The 20,252-nt window shown below is 57.0% G+C and carries 13 protein-coding genes; 8 read left to right on the top strand and 5 right to left on the bottom strand.

Annotated features, from left to right (window positions below; all coding sequences use genetic code 11):
- Positions 1-42 precede the first annotated feature (42 nt).
- The 3 genes from NBV64_RS05270 (at position 43) to NBV64_RS05260 (ending at position 3,442) form a co-directional block, all read left to right on the top strand.
- Positions 43-516 carry a hypothetical protein gene (locus NBV64_RS05270; protein ID WP_250756821.1) on the top strand — a complete coding sequence of 158 codons (474 nt, stop codon included), beginning with the start codon at positions 43-45 and terminating at the stop codon, positions 514-516.
- 184 nt (positions 517-700) lie between these two features.
- Entirely contained in the window at positions 701-2,545 is a 1,845-nt protein-coding gene (locus tag NBV64_RS05265) for an ABC transporter ATP-binding protein (RefSeq protein ID WP_203145018.1), read from the top strand.
- Positions 2,546-2,677: 132 nt separating this feature from the next.
- Positions 2,678-3,442 carry a glucosamine-6-phosphate deaminase gene (locus tag NBV64_RS05260; RefSeq protein ID WP_250756820.1) on the top strand — a complete coding sequence of 255 codons (765 nt, stop codon included), beginning with the start codon at positions 2,678-2,680 and terminating at the stop codon, positions 3,440-3,442.
- Here the strand turns inward: NBV64_RS05260 and NBV64_RS05255 are convergent.
- The 5 genes from NBV64_RS05255 to NBV64_RS05235 all read right to left on the bottom strand — a co-directional run bounded on the left by NBV64_RS05255 (position 3,395) and on the right by NBV64_RS05235 (position 11,619).
- Positions 3,395-4,795, bottom strand: a complete 1,401-nt coding sequence (locus NBV64_RS05255; RefSeq protein WP_250756819.1) for an efflux transporter outer membrane subunit — start codon at positions 4,793-4,795, stop codon at positions 3,395-3,397. The genes NBV64_RS05260 and NBV64_RS05255 overlap by 48 nt on opposite strands.
- A gap of 32 nt (positions 4,796-4,827) precedes the next feature.
- Positions 4,828-6,786 carry an ABC transporter permease gene (locus NBV64_RS05250; RefSeq protein ID WP_250756818.1) on the bottom strand — a complete coding sequence of 653 codons (1,959 nt, stop codon included), beginning with the start codon at positions 6,784-6,786 and terminating at the stop codon, positions 4,828-4,830.
- On the bottom strand, positions 6,780-7,958 hold the full coding sequence (locus NBV64_RS05245; protein ID WP_250756817.1) for an efflux RND transporter periplasmic adaptor subunit: 1,179 nt from the start codon (positions 7,956-7,958) through the stop codon (positions 6,780-6,782). The genes NBV64_RS05250 and NBV64_RS05245 overlap by 7 nt, the downstream gene beginning before the upstream one ends.
- A gap of 340 nt (positions 7,959-8,298) precedes the next feature.
- Positions 8,299-10,494, bottom strand: a complete 2,196-nt coding sequence (locus NBV64_RS05240; RefSeq protein WP_250756816.1) for a TonB-dependent receptor — start codon at positions 10,492-10,494, stop codon at positions 8,299-8,301.
- Between the two features lie 12 nt (positions 10,495-10,506).
- Complete coding sequence (locus tag NBV64_RS05235) at positions 10,507-11,619, bottom strand: YncE family protein (protein WP_250756815.1); 1,113 nt, start codon at positions 11,617-11,619, stop codon at positions 10,507-10,509.
- A 217-nt stretch (positions 11,620-11,836) separates the two neighbouring features.
- Between NBV64_RS05235 and mutS the strand changes: the two genes are divergently transcribed.
- The 5 genes from mutS (at position 11,837) to NBV64_RS05210 (ending at position 20,248) form a co-directional block, all read left to right on the top strand.
- Entirely contained in the window at positions 11,837-14,473 is a 2,637-nt protein-coding gene (gene mutS, locus NBV64_RS05230) for a DNA mismatch repair protein MutS (protein WP_250756814.1), read from the top strand.
- Positions 14,474-14,711: 238 nt separating this feature from the next.
- The gene (locus tag NBV64_RS05225) at positions 14,712-15,902 is read left to right on the top strand and encodes a JmjC domain-containing protein (RefSeq protein ID WP_250756813.1); all 1,191 of its coding nucleotides are present in this window, start codon (positions 14,712-14,714) and stop codon (positions 15,900-15,902) included.
- 472 nt (positions 15,903-16,374) lie between these two features.
- Positions 16,375-17,619, top strand: coding sequence for a benzoate/H(+) symporter BenE family transporter (locus NBV64_RS05220; protein ID WP_115634127.1), 1,245 nt, complete (start codon positions 16,375-16,377; stop codon positions 17,617-17,619).
- Between the two features lie 269 nt (positions 17,620-17,888).
- Positions 17,889-19,085, top strand: coding sequence for a cytochrome P450 (locus NBV64_RS05215; protein WP_250756812.1), 1,197 nt, complete (start codon positions 17,889-17,891; stop codon positions 19,083-19,085).
- Positions 19,082-20,248 (top strand): aminotransferase class I/II-fold pyridoxal phosphate-dependent enzyme, encoded by a 1,167-nt coding sequence (locus tag NBV64_RS05210; RefSeq protein ID WP_250756811.1) that lies wholly within the window; start codon positions 19,082-19,084, stop codon positions 20,246-20,248. Before NBV64_RS05215 ends, NBV64_RS05210 begins: the two co-directional genes overlap by 4 nt.
- Positions 20,249-20,252 lie beyond the last annotated feature (4 nt).

Raw genomic sequence — 20,252 nt, 5'->3', positions numbered from 1 at the left:
AGAATTAAAAACCAGTTCCTGAAATCAAATAGGAGGCAATCCATGTCAGCAAAAGAAGATTTACTTAAATCTCTCTCCGATAATGATAAATCTGGTGGTGTCGATAAAATTCATAAAGCTCTAGTCGACTCAGGGCTAAAATTTAAAGGCCCTAGAAACAGCAATACATTGCTCTACTACTATCGCCATGGGAATAGTGAAATTGGTGTTGCAGCAATGCGAGATTCTCCAACAACACTTTTATCACTCCCTAAAAATTTCTGGGAAAATAACAAAAAATTAGAAGTTGCAATTAAAAAAGCCCATACTTTCCATATAAGCCCAACTGGCCCTATATCCTCGAGCCAATACTCAAGCGCACAATTTCAAATAACAGCTACTAGCATCAACACGCTAATCTCGATTATCAATGAGATAATCATCCCTGAAGCTCTTGCTGCAGGAGCAAAACTTCAGAATACAGCGGCTAGTCTCATCCGAGGCTCGACACTCTCAAACAACCTTCGTCCGAAGTAAAAAACCTATTTATCAGTCTATTTGACGCTCCTACAACACAAAGACTGTGTTTTTATCAGGTTTTCTTCAGCCAGACAGAATGACTGCTGTACCATCAAAAATTGCCGCTTCATACCCCGGAAGCGGTTTTCTATTTGTCTAAACGGCCCTGTCATCCAGAGGGCCGTACGCTGGAGCCCATTCGGTGCTGTCATTCTTTGAACGTCGATTAGATCCCTATCCCGAACAACACGTCGCCCCTCCTCCCAAAGGATTTTTCCCCTTCATCTGGGCCTGTACGAAAAATTCACGCGGCTGGATTGGCCTGATGACCGTAACCTCGATTGGCCTGTCGGCCTACGAGGCCATGCTGTTTGCCCTGCTCAGCTATATCGTGGACTGGCTGCCCTCGATTGAACCTGCCCAGTTCTGGAGCCAGCAGGGTGGCACGCTGTTGACCATTGCCGCTGTTCTGCTGGGCAGCGTCGTGCTGATCAGCCTGCATACGCTGGTCATGCACCAGGTGCTGGCCATCAACTTCCCCATGCGCCTGCGTTGGCTGTTTCACAAGCTGATGCTGAATCAGAGCATGTCCTTTTACGCGGACGAGTTTGCTGGTCGCATCACCACCAAGATCATGCAAACCGCTCTGGCGGTGCGTGAAACGCTGTTCATGGCCGTGGAAGTGGTCGTGGGCATGAGCGCCTACCTGATCGGTATTCTGATTCTGGCGGGCAGCTTTGACCGCCTGCTGATCCTGCCCTTCCTGCTCTGGCTGGTAGGCTACGCTTTGGCCTGCGTGTACTTTGTGCCCCGTCTGGGCAAAGTCGGGGCTGAACAGGCCGACGCCCGTGCGCTGATGACGGGCCGTATTACCGACGCCTACACCAATATCAACACGGTCAAGCTGTTTGCCCACACACGCCGTGAAGCAGACCATGCCAAGAACGCGATGCGCCGCTTCCAGGAAACCGGCCATGCCCAGATGCGTCTGATCAGCATGTTTGAAGTGACCAACCATGTGCTGGCTACTGTCTTGCTGATCAGTTCGGCAGGCCTGGCCTTGTACTTGTGGTCGATTGATCAATCCACAGCCGGTGTAGTGGCGGCCGTCATTGCCATGGCACTGCGTCTGTCCGGCCATTCCCATTGGCTGATGTGGGAGCTGACCAATCTGTTCGAGAACGTAGGCACGATTCAGGACGGCATCAATACCTTGACGCAAAAACCCACGGTGGTAGATGCTCCCGATGCCAAGTCCCTGCAAATCGAGCAAGGTCGCATCGAATTCCAGGACGTGAGCTTTGCCTACCGCGATAAAAGCCGTCAGGTGATCGACAAGCTCAATCTGGTGATCAAGCCGGGCGAGCGCGTTGGTCTGATTGGCCGTTCTGGCGCGGGCAAGTCCACGCTGGTCAACCTGCTGCTGCGTTTCCATGATGTGGATAGCGGCACCATCCGCATTGATGGCCAGGACATTGCCCATGTCACGCAGGACAGTTTGCGTGCCGCCATTGGCATGGTGACGCAGGATACCTCCTTGCTGCACCGTTCCATGCGCGACAACATTTTGTATGGCCGCCCGGATGCCAACGACGAGCTGCTTCATATGGCGGTAGAGCGTGCCGCTGCTGCCGACTTCATCCCGCAACTGCATGACCGCCAGGGTCGTGAGGGCCTGGAGGCACATGTGGGCGAGCGCGGTGTGAAACTGTCTGGCGGCCAGCGTCAGCGTGTGGCAATTGCCCGCGTCATGCTGAAAGACGCCCCCATCCTGTTACTGGATGAAGCCACCAGCGCGCTGGACTCGGAAGTGGAAGCCGCCATTCAGGAAAGCCTCAATACCCTGATGCACGGCAAGACGGTAATTGCCATTGCCCACCGCCTGTCCACCATTGCGGCACTGGACCGCTTGATTGTGCTGGATCAGGGCCGCATCATCGAGCAAGGCAGCCACCAGGAATTGCTGGAAAAAGGTGGTTTGTATGCTCGTTTGTGGGCACGTCAAAGTGGTGGCTTCCTGGGAGAGACTGGCAAACAAGATAGTTAAAACGTGTCACTTGCTTGCAAAAAAAAACTGACGTTACATCTTTGTCCCATTAGAATTTCGAAAGATCAAACTTCGCCGTGCTTGCGGCGAAGTTTTTTTTCAACTTATTCAGCCCATACATAGAACAAGATTATGTTTTTAGTCTTCCCCGATTCCGCCGCCATTGCGGCACACCTGAGCGCCCGTCTTCAGGAAATTATTCGTCAGGATCCACAAGCGACTCTGGGTCTGGCAACCGGGGGGACCATGGAACCCGTCTACGCCCGTTTCGTACAGGACGTACGTGCCAATGGGCTGGATGTCTCCAAGATCAACAGCTTCAATCTGGATGAGTATGTGGGTCTGGCGGCAGAGCACGAGCAAAGTTACGCCTACTACATGCGCCAGCACCTGTTCGGCCAACTGCCTTTTGAGGCTGCCCGTTTGCATCTGCCCAATGGCCTGACCAAAGAGCTGGAGCAGCACTGCCAGGACTACTCCGCCGCGATTGCGGCCAGTGGTGGTGTCGCCTTGCAATTGCTGGGCGTAGGCACCAACGGCCACATCGGCTTTAACGAACCGGGCACCCCTTTTGACAGCCGCACCCATGTGGTGGCCCTGTCCGAGCGCACCCGTATCGACAACAGCCGCTTTTTTGATTCCATGGACGAAGTGCCTGCATCGGCCATCACCATGGGGATTGCCGATATTCTGAGCGCCCGTGAAATTGCCCTGGTGGTCACCGGCGAGCACAAGGCTCGCACCATGCTCAATTACCAGGAAGGCGGTGTCACGCCCGAGCTGCCTTTCACAGCCTTGAAGCAACACGCCAACACCCACATCCTGCTGGATGAGGCGGCTGCCAGCCTGCTAGACCCCAGCCTCTGCCACCGTCCCCTGATCAGCCAGGCTGCCTGAGCCAGCTTGCCAGCCCCCGCCCAGTGCTCGAAAGAGCGCCGCGCGGGATTGCAGACGTGCCTGCATCAAACTGACGCGCACATCCTGAGCGGCGTACAAGGTACGCTGCGCATCCAGTAAAGACAGCAAGGTTTCCGAGCCGGAGCGATAACGTGCTTCGGCCAGTTCAAACGCCAGCCTGGCTTGCTCCCACTCCAGCTCCATAGTCTGCGCCTGGGCATCAAGGCTATGCAGTTGTGCCAGCACGCCTTCCACATCCATATAAGCCTGCACAGTGGTCTGCCGATACTGCGCCAGCCATTCCTGCAAACGGGCGTCGCTCAAATCCTTGCCCGCCTCCAGACGACCGGCATTGAAGATAGGCGCCACCAGCCCGCTGATCAGGCTGTAGACCGGATGGCGCAAGCTTTCTTCCCAATGATTGCCCGATGCCCCTGCCCGCGCCCCCAAGGTCAGGCTGGGATACATGGCAGCGCGCGCCACATGCACATCGGCATGAGCCGCTGACAACTGGGCCTCGATGCGCGCAATATCAGGGCGCTGCGACAAGAGCTGTGAAGGCAGACCTGCTTCCAGCTCCGGCACGTGCAAGCTGGCAATATCTTCCTGGGGCTCGGGCATGATTTCAGTACGGCCCAACAAGGTCGCCAGCTCCACCCGCGTGCGAATGGCCTGTTCTTCAATCACAAACAATTTGCGCTGTTGCGAAGCCAGCAATTGGCGTTGCTGTGCCAGCTCCAAAGGCGAAGCCGCCCCCGCCTGCAAGCGTGCTTCCAGCAGGCTCAACAAGCGTTGCGCAACGGCCAGGTTTTGACGGGCAATGGCCACGCGCTGTTTGTCGCCCAAGGCTTGCAGGCTTAAATGCACCACCTGCGCCTGCACGCTGACACGCAGCACATCCAGCTCGTAATTCGCCGCCTGAGCCAGGAACACGGCGCTGTCGGCCTGAGCACGATTGCGCCCCCACACATCCAGCTCGTAGCTCATGAATACACCGGCCACATATTGCGAGCGAGTGTCTCCATGCGAGGAAGAAAACGGCGCATCTCTTTGCGCAGACAGATTGCCCTGCAATTCCGGCAGCAAACTGGCTCCGGCCATGCGTGCCTGAGCCTGCGCCTGCAAGATCCGGGCCTGTGCCTGACGCAGCACCGCCACGTCCTTCAAGGCTTCCTGCATCAGGCTGTTCAAGGCGGGGCTGTTATAAGCACGCCACCACTCCGGCTCTACCTGGGCCAGTACAGGACTGGGTGTCGCCTTGGCTTGCTGTTGGTACGCCTGGGGCAGCGTCGGCGGGGTCTTGTCCAGATCAGAGGACAAGGAGCCGCACGCTTGCAGCACAAGCGTGCTCATGGCCCCTGCTATCCATCGGTAATGAGCCATGCTTACTCCCCTGCCAAAGCCTGAACGGGGTCCAGCGCGGCCGCCGTTCGTGCTGGCATATAGCCAAAAACCATGCCCGTCACCACGGCGCAGCCAAAGGCGCCCAAGGCCGCCCGCAAGGAAAACACCACATCCACCCCACCAAAAATCAGGCCGATACCCACCACAGCACCAGCCAGCACGCCCAGGCAGCCGCCTGTAATCGTCAACAGAACCGCCTCAGTCAGAAACTGGCGCATGATGTCACTTTGCCGTGCACCGGTTGCCATGCGTATGCCAATTTCCCGTGTACGTTCACGCACCGTCATCAACATCACATTCATGACACCAATGCCGCCTACCACCAAAGACACGGCGGCAATCAGGCCCAGCATCATGCTCATGGCCTGACGCGTGGACGCTTCAGCCTGCAAGCGAGCCGCTGCATTCCCGATTGAAAAGTCTTCTCGCCCGCCATGACGCTGTGTCAGCAACTGACGCATGTCTTGTTCCGCTTCCAGAACGGTGGAACTGTCCTGCGCATCAATCACCACATAGTCGGGCTGCGTCTGGGCCTGATACACACGGGCACGCGCCGCGTGATAAGGCACAAACACCATATCGTCGTAAGCCTGCGCGCCCGAATCGGCACCGCGCTCCTGCATTACCCCGACCACCTCAAAAGGTGAATTGCCGATCAGGAGCTGCTGCCCCAACGGCACGTCCATATCGGGGAAGAATTGCTTGGCGGCACGATGTCCCAACACAACCAGGGGAGCCAGATCCCGGTCCTCGGCATCGGTATAGTAGCGACCTTGTGCCAGCTGCCAGCGATGAATATCCGGCATGGTTTCATTGGCGGCAAACACATACACCTGGCGGTCCACGCTGCCACGCCGCACGGTAATCGGATCTCCAATCACCGGCATGACACGTCGTATCAACGGCAGCTCGCCAATCGCCTCCAGATCCTCTTCTGTCAGCTGTCCCTTGGCGACCCCATTGGGCGGTGATGAACTGCTCAAGTAAATGATCGTGGTCCCCATCGTGCCCATCTGATCCATGACACGTTGGCGGGCACCTTCGCCCACCGCCAGCATCACGATGACCGAGGCCACCCCGATGATCACGCCTAACAAGGTCAAGGCCGTGCGATGACGGTTAATGAACATGCTGCGCAAGGCGCTGCGGGTAGCATCCTTGATCTCCGAAACCCAGGGCGAGCGGCGGTGCTCGGGCGGTAGTAAAGGCTGTTCAAGCGTGGGCTCGGTGGCCGTTTCTGGGCGGCTATCCGAGAGAATGCAGCCGTCACGAATTTCAATAATCCGGTCTGCCATCGCCGCGACTTCATGATCGTGCGTAATCAGGATAATGGTGTGACCAGAGTTCGAGAGCTTGCGCAGCAAGGCCATCACTTCTGCACCACTACGCGAGTCCAGCGCACCCGTGGGTTCGTCGGCCAGAATGACACGGCCACCATTCATCAAGGCACGAGCAATAGACACCCGCTGCTGCTGGCCGCCGGACAACTGATTGGGCCGGTTATCCAGCTTGTCCGCCAGACCTAGGCTACTGAGTAACTCTGCGGCACGTGCCACGCGCGCGCCCTCATCCATTCCCGCGTAAATGGCAGGCATCTGGACATTTTCACTGGCGCTTTCAGTCGGAATCAGGTGATAGCCCTGAAAGACAAAACCAAAGGTCTCACGGCGCAACTGGGCCAGTTCATCAGGACTGAGCTGCGCGACATCCCGACCTTGAAAAAGATAGGTGCCGCTGCTGGGCTTATCCAGACAACCCAGCAGATTCATCAGTGTCGATTTACCGGACCCCGAGGCCCCCACAATCGCCACAAACTCGCCCGGCTCAATACTCAAGCTGACATCGAACAGAACCTGCACAGCAGGCTTAGTGCTGGGCGGGCCGCCATAGATACGGTTAATGTCCCGGAGCTCAATCAAAGGAGGTGCAGCCCCTACCATTGCAGCCACCGCCAGCCACGCTCAGGAGTGAGCACCGCCAGAACAACGTGCTCCCCTTTAGCCAGCCCGTTCACGACTTGTACCTGGTGACGATTACGCACTCCCAGGTCGACCGGCTTTTCCTGCACCTTGCCCCGCTCCAGCACCGGCACCGTAAAAGCATCAGGACCACGATCAGGGTCTGGGCGTAAAGCCACCAGGGGTACCAGTAAGGCCTGGTCAGCACGATCAATCTCAAACAGCACCTGCGCCGTCATCTGCGGCATCAATTCGCCGTCTTCATTGGCCACATCAAACAGCACCGTATACATGATGGCCTGTGTGGCAGTCGGTGCCGCCGCCGTGCTTTCATCCTGAGTGCTGCCCTCTGGCGCAGGCATGATTTGGCGAACCTTGGCCTGCCATTGACGCGCCCGCGTTTCGCCCTGCTCTCCCAGAGTCGTGAAGGTGACGGTCATACCGGGCTTGATACGACGAATATCGGCCTCGGACACGCTGGTCCACACTGTCATGGTGCTCAGGTCTGCAATGCGCAGAATGTTGGGAGTTTGATACGTGGCATTCAGCGTCTGGCCTTCACGCGCCTGCACGCCAATGACCGTGCCACTCATGGGCGCGTAAATGCGCGTATAGCCCAAGCGTGCCTCATCGGCTTTCAGCGTGGCCTGAGTCTGCTCCATCTGCGCTTGTACATGCGCTACCCGAGCCTGCGCAGTCGCCAGATTGGCTTGGGCAATCTGAATATCTTCCTGACGGCTGGCCTGCTGGCGCTCCAGTTGACGCTGGCGAGCCAATTGCTGACGCGCCAATAAAAGCTGAGCCTGCTGCTCGGCCAACTGGGCCCGGAACGCGGCCAAGGAAGCGCGGCCTGCATCGACGGTGGCTTGCTGCACACTGGGATCGATTTCCACCAGCAACTGGCCCTGCTCAAGCTGATCGCCCGGCGCAACCGGCAAAGCCGTAATCTGCCCGGACACCTGCGCACCCACGTCCACATAGCGGCTGGGCTTCAAAGTTCCCACCGCAGCAACGGTAGCGCGTATATCACTTTGCTCCACGGCCACCGTTTCAAACTGCTCTGAAGAACGCCCGGCCTGTGCGGCAAGCGCCCCCAGCACCAGCACCGCCACCAGGGCCAACGCCCAGCGGCGCTTTACTGCATTGGACTTCATAACTAATCCCAAAAAACCGTAGATCTGCACCCGCCGTATCATGCGCGGCAGGTGATCAAAAAAACAAAAGTGGTCAAGAAGGCAGGTACTTGCTTAGACCAAAACCGGCTCCACGCTACTTAGCAGACAAGGAGGTTCCCACCTAAACGGTGCATTCAAGCGGACAGGGCAAGAGGTCCTTTTTCAGGCCTTCCTTATAAAGACGTTTGAGAGCCCACTTTCCGGACATTTATTTTGTAAAAGTTATAGCGATGGGCTTGAGATAAGGGCGTCAAACATTTGCTGGACGCCCTATGTGGTGGAGAACAGGCAGGACTGTGCCCCCTGCCCGGTCCTTTCCTTAAAACTCCGCCGAGACACTCAGCATGAACGTGCGTGGCTGCGACAAGACCAGATAGCCATTATTGGGATAGCCACCGACCGAAGCCCAATACGCCGTATCGGCCACATTCTCGACACTGGCCCTGAACGTCATGGGCACACCGGAAATCTTGCGCTGATAGCTGGCCCCCAGATCCCAACGCACCCAACCTGGCACACGGATCGCATTGGCCGAATCCGCGTAACGGGCACCGGTTGCCAGCAACTGCGTATCCAGCGACAAGCCTGTCACCTGCGGCACATCCCAGGTTAGGCCCAGACTGCCTTGCCAACGCGGCACGCCAATCACGCGCTGACCTTCGCTCAGCGGGTCACCCGTGTTTTTCTGCTTGGTGTCCAAGGCGGTCACCCCACCCAGAATGCGCAGGGAGTCCGTCAACTGGCCGTAGAAGCTCAGCTCCAACCCGTTATGGCGATCCTTGCCCGCTTCCACAAAACGCAGATCGTCGTTCACCACACCACGCGGTTTGGTCGTGGTGAAGAAGGTCAGCCCGCCCCCCAAGGAACCGTTGTCGTACTTGATTCCCAGCTCTTTTTGCTGGGCCACAAAGGCCGACAAGCGCTGCCCGGCGTTTTGAACCGGCTGATTGTTAAAGCGAGTCGGTGCCAGATCGCCTTGCGCCAGGCTTTCCGTGTAGTTGCCGTACAAAGCCCATTCATCAGTCAGCTTGAACACCACACCCGCAGCAGGGCTGGTATGTTGCTGACGATCTTTGCGCTGCAAGGCCTGGGTGCCATAGTCATAGCTGCGCGTTTCCATGATTTGATGGCGCAGCCCCAACATGACTTCCAGCCTGTCGTCCCAGAGATACATCAGGTCGCCCAGGGTATAACTGGTCAGTTTGGTGCGTCCCACCAAAGCGGGTGAACCCAAATCTCCCCCGGTATAAGCGAAGGGTGACAAGGCGTGATTCACAGGATCATAAAGATTACTTTCCTGCACGCTACCCATAGCCCAGGCATTTTTCTCTTTGTGGTCATACAAAGAAGCAGCAGCGACCAGCTCATGCAACACAGGCCCGGTCTCAAAACTGGCTCGCAAACCCAACTCGCCTGTTTTCACGTCATCACGTCGGGAATTGTTGAAACGCGAGAAGGTGGTTTTTCCAGAAACGGCATCCGTTACCGTCTGAGTCGCAAGCTGATTTTTTTCCTTGCCATCTTTCATACCGAAAGCAGCCCACAGGGTCATGGAATCATTCAGATCATATTCCCCGCGTACCGTCCCAAAAATGGTTTTCTCATTAGAGTAGGTCCAGGGCTGGGCGAAGTTGCGCGTGTGCGAAGGCAAGCCCGGCAAAGCGGACAAGCCCGCCTTTAAAGCCACATTAGGCCGGACTTCACGCAGCTTATGTTCTTGATAGCCCAAGTCCGCCGACAAACGTACACGCTCACCACGCCAATCCACCCCTACCGTGTACAGGTCCAGACTGGTGTGCTCATTGTCGACCGCCGTATCACCACTGCGTTTGATGGCATTGATGCGAATGCCTGCCGCATCATCGGCAAAACGACGCGCAATATCCGCCTTGATCTGGCTTTGCCCGCCACTACCATAACCTGCACCGACCTTGGTCAGCGGGCTCTCGCCAGCCCGTTTGGGCAGCACATTGATCGTGCCCCCAATACCACCGCCGGAAGGCGCGGCACCGTACAGAAAGCCACCTGCGCCATGCAGCACTTCAATACGCTCGGCCAGTTCGGCAGCCGTCGCTTGCCGGGGCAGCAAACCAAACAAACCGTTGTAGGCAATATCATCGGACGCCGTCAAAAAGCCCCGAATGAAAAAACTTTCCTGAAAATTGCCAAAACCACGGGCCACGCGCACGGAAGGATCATGGCGCACCACATCGGCTACGGTCGACGCCTGCAATTGCTCGATATAGCGGCTGGTGTAGCTATTGACGCTGAAAGGCGAGTCCATGTTTTCAAGAGAACCCAATATCCCCACTCGCCCGCCGCTGGCGACCTGACCGCCCGCATACTCCGGCAACAAGCCCTGACGCGACGCATCCGCACTGGCATTAACGGTAATGGTGGACAACTCCTGCGGCTGGGCAACATCCCTCTGGTCTTGCGCCTGAGCCTGACAATGAAGAGCAAACAGAGACAGGACAAGAGAGCGTCCCAGGCAAGGCTTGAATAAGCTGGTCATCACGATTACCTATCAAGCCTTGATGTTCTTCAGGTCAATACGCACCACACTTTCGCGCTTGCTGGCTTTGTACTGCGGAGTGGAAGGAGCTTTAACGGTGACGTACAACTGGCTGTCCGGGCCCAGCTCCAGGCTGTTGGGGTTATCAGGCAAGTTGTATTGCGCCTTGATCGCATAGCTGCCGCCATCCAGCACAGACACTTTGCCTTGCTCGCGGTGAGTCAAATACAGCTCGTCGCGATCAGCGTTATACAAAACATCCATGGCATCCCCCACCGGCAGTTCCTGCAGCAATTTGCCGTTGCGGGCATCCAGCACATACACGGTTTTCTGGTCTTTGGTCTCGGTCACGTAAAGACGATTGCGCCTGGAATCCAGCGCAAAATTCAAGAGCAAGGCGGGTTTGGCGCCAGCCGGTTTCCAGCGCTGTTCGATCTTGTTGGTTTGGGTATTGATCACCATCACTTCGCCGTCGCCATTGGCGGCATACAGACGATGCGATCCCGAATCTATCAGCAGACCGGTCACCCATTTTCCTGCGTTTTCAATGGTGTCGATCAGTTCCAGATTACGATCATCCAGCACCCAGATCACGGCCGGCGCACCTACGGCCCCCACATATACACGGCCTTGCTGGGGGTCGTGACGAATCGTGCGCGGCCCCATTTTGGTGTCATCAAAACTGGTATTGCTAAAGCGGACTCGCTCCAGGCTCCCGTCCTCTTTCAGCTCAACTTTGGAGACGGCAGCAGCCAGACTATTGGTGACGTACAGGGTGTCGCCCGACGCGTTCGTCGCCAGGCCGAAGTTACTTTCATCGGTATAAATCGTCCCCTTCACATCCAGGGTGATCGGGTCCAATTTATAGATCACACCTCCCCGAACCGAAGGCGCACGCTCTGCCGAGGCCACATACAAGGACTTATCAAACGGGCTGTAAACCGTTTGATAAACCCCGTAAGCTAGATCCTTGCGTAAAGCCCCTTCTGCCGTAATTGACGTCTTTTGCGCCAGCTCCGGCGTCAAGGGCAGCGAGACCGACTCGGACGGCTGTGCATGGGCAAAAGATCCGGCACTTAGCACAGCGGCAGACAAGACAGACAAAGCAAGGCGACGTGTGAACATTTCAATATCCCGTGTTAAAAATAGAAGTGATTATCATTTGTATTATTGCATTAAGCACTTCCATGCTCAAAATCGGGATATCCCTGCACCTTAAGGAGAAACACGCGGGACTAAATCAGCCGCTTCCCTATCCCCCACTTGACTGCCCTCGCTACAATATCGACTCAGCCGCCTTCTGGGCGGCCTTGTTGTTGAATTCCCTGACCTGTACTGCGCTATGACTTCTGCTGCCGATCTGTCCGCCCACACGCCCATGATGCGTCAATACCTTCAGCTCAAAGCGGAGGCTGGCTCGCATCTGCTGTTCTATCGGATGGGGGACTTCTATGAGATGTTCTACGCCGATGCCGAACGCGGCGCACGCCTGCTGAACCTGACGCTGACCAAGCGCGGTTCCTCCAACGGCGAGCCTATCCCCATGGCTGGTGTGCCTTTTCACGCCATGGAAGGTTATCTGGCGCGTCTGGTGGCCTTGGGCGAGTCCGTCGCCATCTGTGAGCAAGTCGGTGACCCGGCGACCAGCAAAGGTCCGGTCGAGCGCAAGATCATGCGTGTGGTCACCCCCGGCACACTGACGGATGACGCCTTGTTGCCTCCCAAGGCAGACCGCCTGATTGCCGCCTGCACACTGATCAAGGTGCAACGTCAGGAAATGGTGGGGCTGGCCTGGATGAACCTGGCCAGTGGCGAGTTTCTGGTCAGCCAGTGCGAACCGGACATGCTGGATACGGAGCTGAACCGTATCGGCCCTGTAGAACTGGTCTATCCCGAATCGCTGCGCCCTGCGCCGGAACTGCCGCAAGCCAGCTGCCACACCCTGCCGGATTGGCACTTTGCACAGGACGGTTCACGCGAAACCTTGCTGGACCATTTTGACCTGGATTCTTTGGCCAGCTTTGGTCTGGACGATCTGCCTGCGGCGACGGCGGCAGCCGGAGCCCTGCTGCGTTATGTCGGCAGCACACAATCTCAGTCCCTGGTCCACATCACCGCTATCCGTGTTCAACACAGCTCGGACTTTCTGGTGCTGGATGCCGTCACGCGCAAGAATCTGGAAATTACCGAAACCATTAGCGGTGAAACCAGCCCAACCCTGTTCTCCACGCTGGATCATTGCCAGACCCCCATGGGCAGCCGTTTGCTGCGCCGCTGGCTGCATCACCCCTTGCGCTTGAACCACGCCGTTCAGCAGCGTCAGGATGTGGTGTCCCTGTTCTTCCAAACCCAGCAAAGCGCCAGCTTGAATGCAGGCGATCCTTTGGGTGTGCTGCGCCATGCTCTGCGCCGCTTCCCGGACCTGGAGCGTATTGCCACTCGTATCTCGCTACGCAGCGTGCGTCCTCGGGAGCTGGCCAGCTTGCGCGATGCGCTGGTGACACTGCCTGAACTACGTCGGGAGCTGGAACAGAACTTTGCTCAGTCTGAACACTTGCATGGGCATTTGTTAAGTCTGGCTCTGGACCCGGAGCTGGCTTCCTTGCTGCAGTCTGCCATCGCCTCCGAGCCCGCCTTGCTGATACGCGATGGTGGTGTCATTGCCGATGGTTACGACGCGGATCTGGACGAGCTACGCAGCCTGGCCAGCGATAGCGGCGATGTGCTGGTGAAGATCGAAGCTCGCGAACGCGAACGCACCGGCATTGCTACCTTGCGCGTCGAATATAACCGTGTGCATGGCTTCTTTATTGAAGTCAGTCGCGGTCAGGCCGACAAGGTACCCGACGACTACCGCCGCCGCCAGACACTGAAAAATGCCGAGCGCTTCATCACGCCTGAATTGAAAGAGTGGGAGGACAAAGTCCTGTCCGCCAAGGACCGCAGCCTGAGCCGCGAGAAGTTCCTGTTCGATGAATTGCTGGACAAGCTGCAAAGCTACGCAGGCCCCTTGGCCTTGTGCTCCAGCGCCCTGGCCGAACTGGATACCCTGTCCTCCCTGGCCCTGCACGCACTGGACAATAATTGGGTCGCTCCCGAGCTGACCGAGCAGGCTGGCATCTGGATTGAAGCAGGCCGTCACCCCGTGGTGGAGCACAGCATCGAGCGCTTCACGCCCAACCATTGCGAAATGCACGCGCAACGTCGCATGTTGCTGATTACCGGCCCGAATATGGGGGGTAAATCCACCTATATGCGTCAGGTTGCCCTGATTGCCTTGCTGGCCCGCATCGGTAGCTTTGTACCGGCAAGCACAGCCCGTATTGGTCAGATCGACCGCATCTTTACCCGTATCGGTGCGGCGGATGATCTGGCCGGTGGCCGCTCCACCTTCATGATGGAAATGACCGAAGCAGCAGCCATTCTGGCCGGTGCTACCCCCTACAGCCTGGTGCTGATGGATGAAATTGGTCGCGGCACCTCCACCTATGATGGTCTGGCCCTGGCCTGGTCCATCGCGCATCGCCTGCTCAGCCACAATCAGGCACTGACCCTGTTTGCCACGCACTATTTCGAAATCACGCGTCTGCCCAACGAGCTACCTGCCGCTGCCAATGTGCACTTGGCCGCCGCAGAATCGGCCTCCGGCATTGTGTTCCTGCACGAAGTTCAGGAAGGCCCCGCCAGCCGCAGCTACGGGATTCAAGTTGCACAACGTGCCGGCATTCCCTCTGCGGTCATCCGTCAGGCCAGTCGCGAGCTAAGCCGTCTGGAAGCACAAAATGATCCTAGCGCACAGCTGGATTTGTTCAATGCAGGCAGCGCTCCGGAAGCCACGGTCGCCGAGCCTGACCCGACCACAGAAAAAGCACTGGACCTGCTGGATCAGTTCAAGCAACTGGATGTGGATGACCTGAGCGCACGCGACGCCCTGGATTTGCTGTACCGCTGGAAAAAAGAAATGAAGGCGGCGGGTTAAACAGTCCAGAAGGGAGCCCAAGAGGCTCCCTTTTTTTATGTGGTTTTCCAAGGGCCGCTGGCGAGCAGATCGACAATCAATCATTCTTAGCCTCCCCACCGTGAGTCAATCACTCTATATCGCAAGTATTTCTCTGGATTCTTTGCGCTGGATACGCCTGATACGCAGGCTAGCCATACACCGGCACAGGCCGGATCAGTTAAGCTACGGGCTAATTTAATTCTTGTTCGGGCAGTCCATGACTATCGACCAGCCATTGACCCTTTTGGGCGGCATCAGCGCGCATGAGTTCATGCAAACCTACTGGCAACGCAAACCTTTATTGATACGCGGCGCCATCCCTAATTTCAAACACTCGCTGAGCATAGACAATATCCGCGAGCTGGTAACGCGTGAAGAAGTCGAGTCGCGCCTGATCATCCATGACGGCGAAGACTGGGAAATGGAAACCGGGCCTTTTGACGAGCTGCCACCCGCCTCGCAGCCCAACTGGACCGCCCTGGCACAAAGCGTGGATCTGCACGACGACAACACCGCCGCCCTGATGCGTCAGTTCCGCTTCATTGGCGATGCCCGTCTGGACGACGCCATGATCAGCATTGCTTCTGACGGCGGTGGCGTAGGCCCACACTTCGACAGCTACGATGTGTTCCTGCTGCAAGCTCACGGCAAGCGTCACTGGCGTATCAGCCAGCAAAAAGACCTGAGCCTGGTGCCCGACCTGCCCTTGAAGATTCTGCGCAACTTCCAGGTAGAAGAAGAGTTCACGCTGGAACCCGGCGACATGCTGTATCTGCCCCCGCACGTGGCACATGACGGGATTGCGATTGGCGACTGCATGACGATTTCCATCGGCTTTCGCTCGCCCACCCAGGCAACGCTGGCCCGTGGTTTGATGGATGCCGCCTCGGATCAGTTGGCCGCCGCCAGTGGCGAAGGCTTTGGCTTGTATGCCGACCCACCGATGCCCATGCCCGAGAGCCTGCAGCAGCGCTACACCGACCCGGATGCCCAGGCCAGCACTACACCTGCCGCCTTGCCGGAGAATCTTGTTCAGAAGTCGCTGGATGCCTTGAACGCCATTCGTTTTGACGAAGCATTGGCCTCACGGTTCCTGGGCGTCTGGCTGACCGAATTGCCCAGTAATAGCTGGTTCGACATTGCCGAAGACCCGATTGATCTGCATGACCCCGAGCTGCCTGCAGGCCGCTTGGCTTTGGATCGCTGCTCGCGCATGATGTATCGCGGCGATGAGCTGTATATCAACGGTGAGGTCGCCTCCTGCCCCGCCAGCCCGGCCCTGAAACAACTGGCTGACCAACGTGAACTCTTGATCCCCGGCGACAGTTTCGAAGCCCTGGATGAAGAAGAGCGCGAAATGCTGAATGCCTGGCTGGATGACGGCTGGCTGCAGTTCAAGGAAAACTGAGCACTGAGCCACTAACTCTGGCGAGTTCAGAAAAAAAGCGGGGCAGCTTGCAGACTGCTTCGCTTTTTTATTGCTAACACCTCAGGAATCGAAAAACCGATACATTTTCTGGTTGCGGTTGCGGTTGCGGTTGCGGTTGCGGTTGCGGTTGCGGTTGCGGTTGCGGTTGCGGTTGCGGTTGCCACAGTATTATTCCCGCCATCCAGCAAAAAAAAAGTACTATCATGAACGACGCGATTCACAAGACGAGCAACTCGTCATAAAACCACCACTAGTGGCTTTGCAACCCAGCTTTAATTCAGCTCGGGCCACACTCTAAATCACGTAGCCACCCCACTCAATCTAGTCAGGCACCTACCCAACTTAAAAGTGGTCTGCCCTACATCCACAAAGCGTCCTATCTGGCCAGTCCATTTAATCGCTATAAATAGTGCTCGTTTGTCATCTCTCCTTTTGGAAAGCGCAGAGCACTATGTCTACCTCCCGATCGACCTCATCCTCTCTAGTCAGCGACCTGATCCCGCCTATCGTGGCCGGTCTGATCTCGGTCATCGTCAACTACGGCGGCACCTTTATTCTGGTTTTCCAGGCCGCCAAAGTAGCCGGCCTCAGCCCTGAGCTGACCGCCTCCTGGGTCTGGTCAATTTCCATTGGTGTGGGTGTTACCGGTTTGCTCTTGAGCTGGGTTTCGCGCGAACCCATCATCACCGCCTGGTCCACGCCCGCCGCTGCATTTCTGGTTACGGCTCTGGCCACCACGCCATATGAAGAAGCCGTCGGCGCCTACCTGATCTCGGCAGCGGCCTTTGTGGTCCTGGGCCTGTCCTCCTACTTCGAGCGCCTGATCCGTCTGATCCCCAACGGCATCGCTGCCGGTCTGCTGGCCGGCATTCTGCTGCAATTTGGCATTGGCGCATTTGGCAGCATGACACTGGACCCGAAACTGGCAGGTCTGCTGATTCTGGCCTACCTGATCATCAAACGCTTTTCCGCACGCTACGCAGTGGTAGGCATTCTGATCCTGGGCCTGAGCTTTCTGCTGCTGGAGCATCGCGTAGACCTGAGTGGTCTGAAACTGGAACTGGCCGCGCCGGTATTCACCATGCCAGTATTCACCCTGAATGCCTTGCTAAGCGTCGCCTTGCCTCTATTCCTGATCACGCTGACCGGCCAATACATGCCCGGCATGCTGGTCCTGCGTAACGACGGTTTTCGTACCAGTGCCAACCCGATTGTCTGGGTGACAGGACTGGGCTCGCTGATCATGGCTCCCTTTGGCTCCCATGCCATGAACGTAGCCGCCATTACCGCCGCTATCTGCACCGGGCCGGAGGCGCACCAGGATCCTTCCAAACGCTGGGTTGCCGGGATTGCCGCCGGTGTGTTCTACATTCTGGTTGGCGTTTTTGGAGTAACCCTGGCCGCTGTGTTCATGGCCTTCCCTGCAAGCTTTATTACCACGCTAGCGGGATTGGCTTTGCTGGGCACCATTGGCGGCAGCCTGGCGGGAGCCATGGCAGACGTCAAATCGCGTGAAGCAGCCTTGATTACCTTTTTGGCATCAGCCGCCAATATCACCCTGTTCGGGATTGGCGGGGCTTTCTGGGGCCTGGTGATCGGTCTGCTGGCGTACTTTATTTTGAATGGAAAGTTGCCGCAGCGTAAAACGGAAAAGCTGGGTACTGAGGGGCTTCCGGCGGCGTCTGATGCTCGGTAACTCATAAAAACCTATTCAGGCCAGAACAGAGTTTCTGGCCTGAATGGCAAGAACATTCCCCTTGCCCATGCAGGCTTACTGCCTTGAATACCACTGATTTTATTGTAAAAACTAGTCACAAAAAACCCATCAATAAGCACTATAAACCTGCAACTTAGCCCTACTTCAGGCAAAAAACCCTGTAAGAATTAATAGACACAATCTATTGACTGCCTCTTCCAAGCTCAAGTGCTAGCCTGCGCTGGCTTTGATCTTCAGGAAACGGTGTCATGTTTGGCGATTTCGATCTTGCGTCACCCTATGCGGCTTATGCCCGTCTTCGTCAGGGGCCGCCTCTGGTTTGGGATGCGGATTTCTGTGGTGGGGCGTGGTTAGTTCATAGGCACAGCGATGTACAAGCTGCCCTGCGCAATCCCGATTTAAGCGTGCGGCGTGTTGGCGGGTGGGTGGCCCAGGCTGGCGCTGATCCTTCCCCTCGTTTGCAAGCCTTCAAGGGCTTGATGGCCAGGACACTGGTCTTTCTGGACCGCCCCCGTCACACACGCGTCAGACGAGTAGTGAATGCGGCTTTTAGTGCGAAGGCTTTGGAAACCCTGCACAGCACGATTGAAAAGCGCGTTACGCACATCCACCTGGAGTTAAAAGACAAGCTGCGGCACAGTTCAGCGGATCTGGTTGATGAGGTCTGTCGCCCACTCCCCGCCTTGGTCATGATGGACGTGCTCGGCTTGGAGCAGCTGCCTTTGTCTGTTTTTCAGGCCTGGTCAGAGCAACTGGCAGGCTTTATCGGACAAGCCACGCCGGATCTGCCTTTGCTGAGAAGCACCCAGGACGCCTTGCTGGATATGGCTGACTTTCTAGGCAACAGTGCCAATCTGCAAGAAGGCGGGTTGGCCTGGCGGCTTTTGCATGATGAGCAGCTTTCCCTTCAAGGCAGGCGCGAGCGCTTGGCACAGTCCTGTATGTTGCTCTTTGCAGGCTATGAAACCTCCCGGCATCTGCTTAGCTCCCTGTTTCAAACACTGCTGGCCGACTCCACAACGCTGCAGGACTTGCTATCGAATCCGCAGAAAATTCCTGCCGCGATCAAAGAGGTGCTGCGTCACGACAGCCCGATTCAGTACACAGCCAGACGTTTGATGCATGACCAGCACTGGCATGGTCAGCATTTGCGCAAGGGGCAGTTGCTGCTTTTGCTCTTGGGCGCTGCCAACCGCGATCCGGCGGTGTTTGCCAATCCCGACGATCTGGACTTCAGCCGCAACAATCAGGCCGAGCTATCCATGGGACACGGAATTCATCATTGCCTGGGAGCCGGTTTGGTGCAGCTGGAAGCCAAGCTCGTACTTGAGCAATTCCTGCCTTTGCTCCCTCGCCTGCAATGGACGCAAGGTGAGCGTATTCGGCTCCCCGCCTATCGGGGCTGGAACCGCTTGCCGGTTCAATACCGGGCGGCACAGTCATGAGTGCTTTTCTCGTTCATCTGGATCAACAACTGGAGACTTTGAAGACCAGGAAACTGTGGCGCCAAAGAGCAATCAGCCGCCCCTTGCCAAACGCCCATATCGAACGCAATGGCCAGGTCTTGCTGAATTTCGCCAGCAATGACTATCTGGGCCTTAGTCAGCATCCACAACTCAAACGGCTAGAAGCACAAGACGTCGCCGGAGCGACGGCATCCCCGCTGATTTGTGGGCATCATGCGCTGGCTCAAGCACTGGAGCAGGAGGTGGCAGAATGGAGTGGCTTCGAGGCCAGCCGTCTTTTTGTCAGCGGTTATCAAGCCAGCCTGGGCGTGATTCCCGCGCTGGTCGGAACGGGCGACACGATCTTTTGTGACAGGCTGAACCACGCCAGCCTGATTGATGCCAGCCGCCTATCCGGCGCTCGTTTACGTGTGTATCCCCATAGGGATATGGCACGGCTGGATGATTTGCTCGGCAGGCCAGCGCCGGGCTTCAAGCTGGTAATCTCGGACAGCCTGTTCAGCATGGACGGCACGATTGCCCCGGTCGATGAGCTGATCGCCTTATGCGAACGCCACGATGCTTTGCTGTATCTGGACGATGCACATGGCCTGGGAATTTTGGGTGAGAACGGACGCGGAGCGCCTGAGCTATTCCAGCTCACGACCACACAGCGTCGGCGTCTTATTTACCTGGGGACTTTTGGCAAGGCGGCTGGTCAAGGCGGTGCATTTATTGCCTGCTCCCACAAGCTGGCCGACTGGTTCACGCAATCCGCCCACAGCTATGTGTACAGCACCGGCTTGGCCCCGGCGCATTGTGCGTCCTTGCTGGCTTGTCTGCAGCTGATCAAACAAGCCCAGCCCCAGCGGACCCTGTTGAAAGAGCATATTCAGACGCTGCAAACCTTGAGCCAGTATCTGCCCTGGCGTCTAGCTCCCTCCGATACGCCCGTGCAAAGCCTGTTGATTGGCGAGGTAGAACCTGCTTTGCAACTGGCCGAAACCCTCCTGCAAAAAGGTATTTGGGCACCGGCCATACGCCCACCTACCGTTCCTCGCCATCAAGCCCGATTACGCATATCCCTGTCTGCCGCCCACCGGCAACAGGACATTGAAAAACTGGTCCAGGCACTACATGAAGCCGCCCAATCTTTACGGTGATTTG

This window comes from Alcaligenes sp. DN25, from assembly GCF_023674485.1.
Taxonomy (GTDB): domain Bacteria; phylum Pseudomonadota; class Gammaproteobacteria; order Burkholderiales; family Burkholderiaceae_B; genus Alcaligenes; species Alcaligenes phenolicus.
The sequence above is the reverse complement of the archived record's forward strand: the minus strand, read 5'-3'. Positions and strand labels throughout refer to the sequence as shown.

What these genes read in the sequence shown, in the direction of transcription:
- NBV64_RS05225 (WP_250756813.1), top strand. Translation starts at nt 14,712, where the DNA reads ATGACTATCGACCAGCCATTGACCCTTTTGGGCGGCATCAGCGCGCAT.
- mutS (WP_250756814.1), top strand. Translation starts at nt 11,837, where the DNA reads ATGACTTCTGCTGCCGATCTGTCCGCCCACACGCCCATGATGCGTCAA.
- NBV64_RS05210 (WP_250756811.1), top strand. Translation starts at nt 19,082, where the DNA reads ATGAGTGCTTTTCTCGTTCATCTGGATCAACAACTGGAGACTTTGAAG.
- NBV64_RS05220 (WP_115634127.1), top strand. Translation starts at nt 16,375, where the DNA reads ATGTCTACCTCCCGATCGACCTCATCCTCTCTAGTCAGCGACCTGATC.
- NBV64_RS05255 (WP_250756819.1), bottom strand. Translation starts at nt 4,795, where the DNA reads ATGAGCACGCTTGTGCTGCAAGCGTGCGGCTCCTTGTCCTCTGATCTG.
- NBV64_RS05270 (WP_250756821.1), top strand. Translation starts at nt 43, where the DNA reads ATGTCAGCAAAAGAAGATTTACTTAAATCTCTCTCCGATAATGATAAA.
- NBV64_RS05240 (WP_250756816.1), bottom strand. Translation starts at nt 10,494, where the DNA reads ATGACCAGCTTATTCAAGCCTTGCCTGGGACGCTCTCTTGTCCTGTCT.
- NBV64_RS05215 (WP_250756812.1), top strand. Translation starts at nt 17,889, where the DNA reads ATGTTTGGCGATTTCGATCTTGCGTCACCCTATGCGGCTTATGCCCGT.
- NBV64_RS05235 (WP_250756815.1), bottom strand. Translation starts at nt 11,619, where the DNA reads ATGTTCACACGTCGCCTTGCTTTGTCTGTCTTGTCTGCCGCTGTGCTA.
- NBV64_RS05260 (WP_250756820.1), top strand. Translation starts at nt 2,678, where the DNA reads ATGTTTTTAGTCTTCCCCGATTCCGCCGCCATTGCGGCACACCTGAGC.
- NBV64_RS05245 (WP_250756817.1), bottom strand. Translation starts at nt 7,958, where the DNA reads ATGAAGTCCAATGCAGTAAAGCGCCGCTGGGCGTTGGCCCTGGTGGCG.
- NBV64_RS05250 (WP_250756818.1), bottom strand. Translation starts at nt 6,786, where the DNA reads ATGGTAGGGGCTGCACCTCCTTTGATTGAGCTCCGGGACATTAACCGT.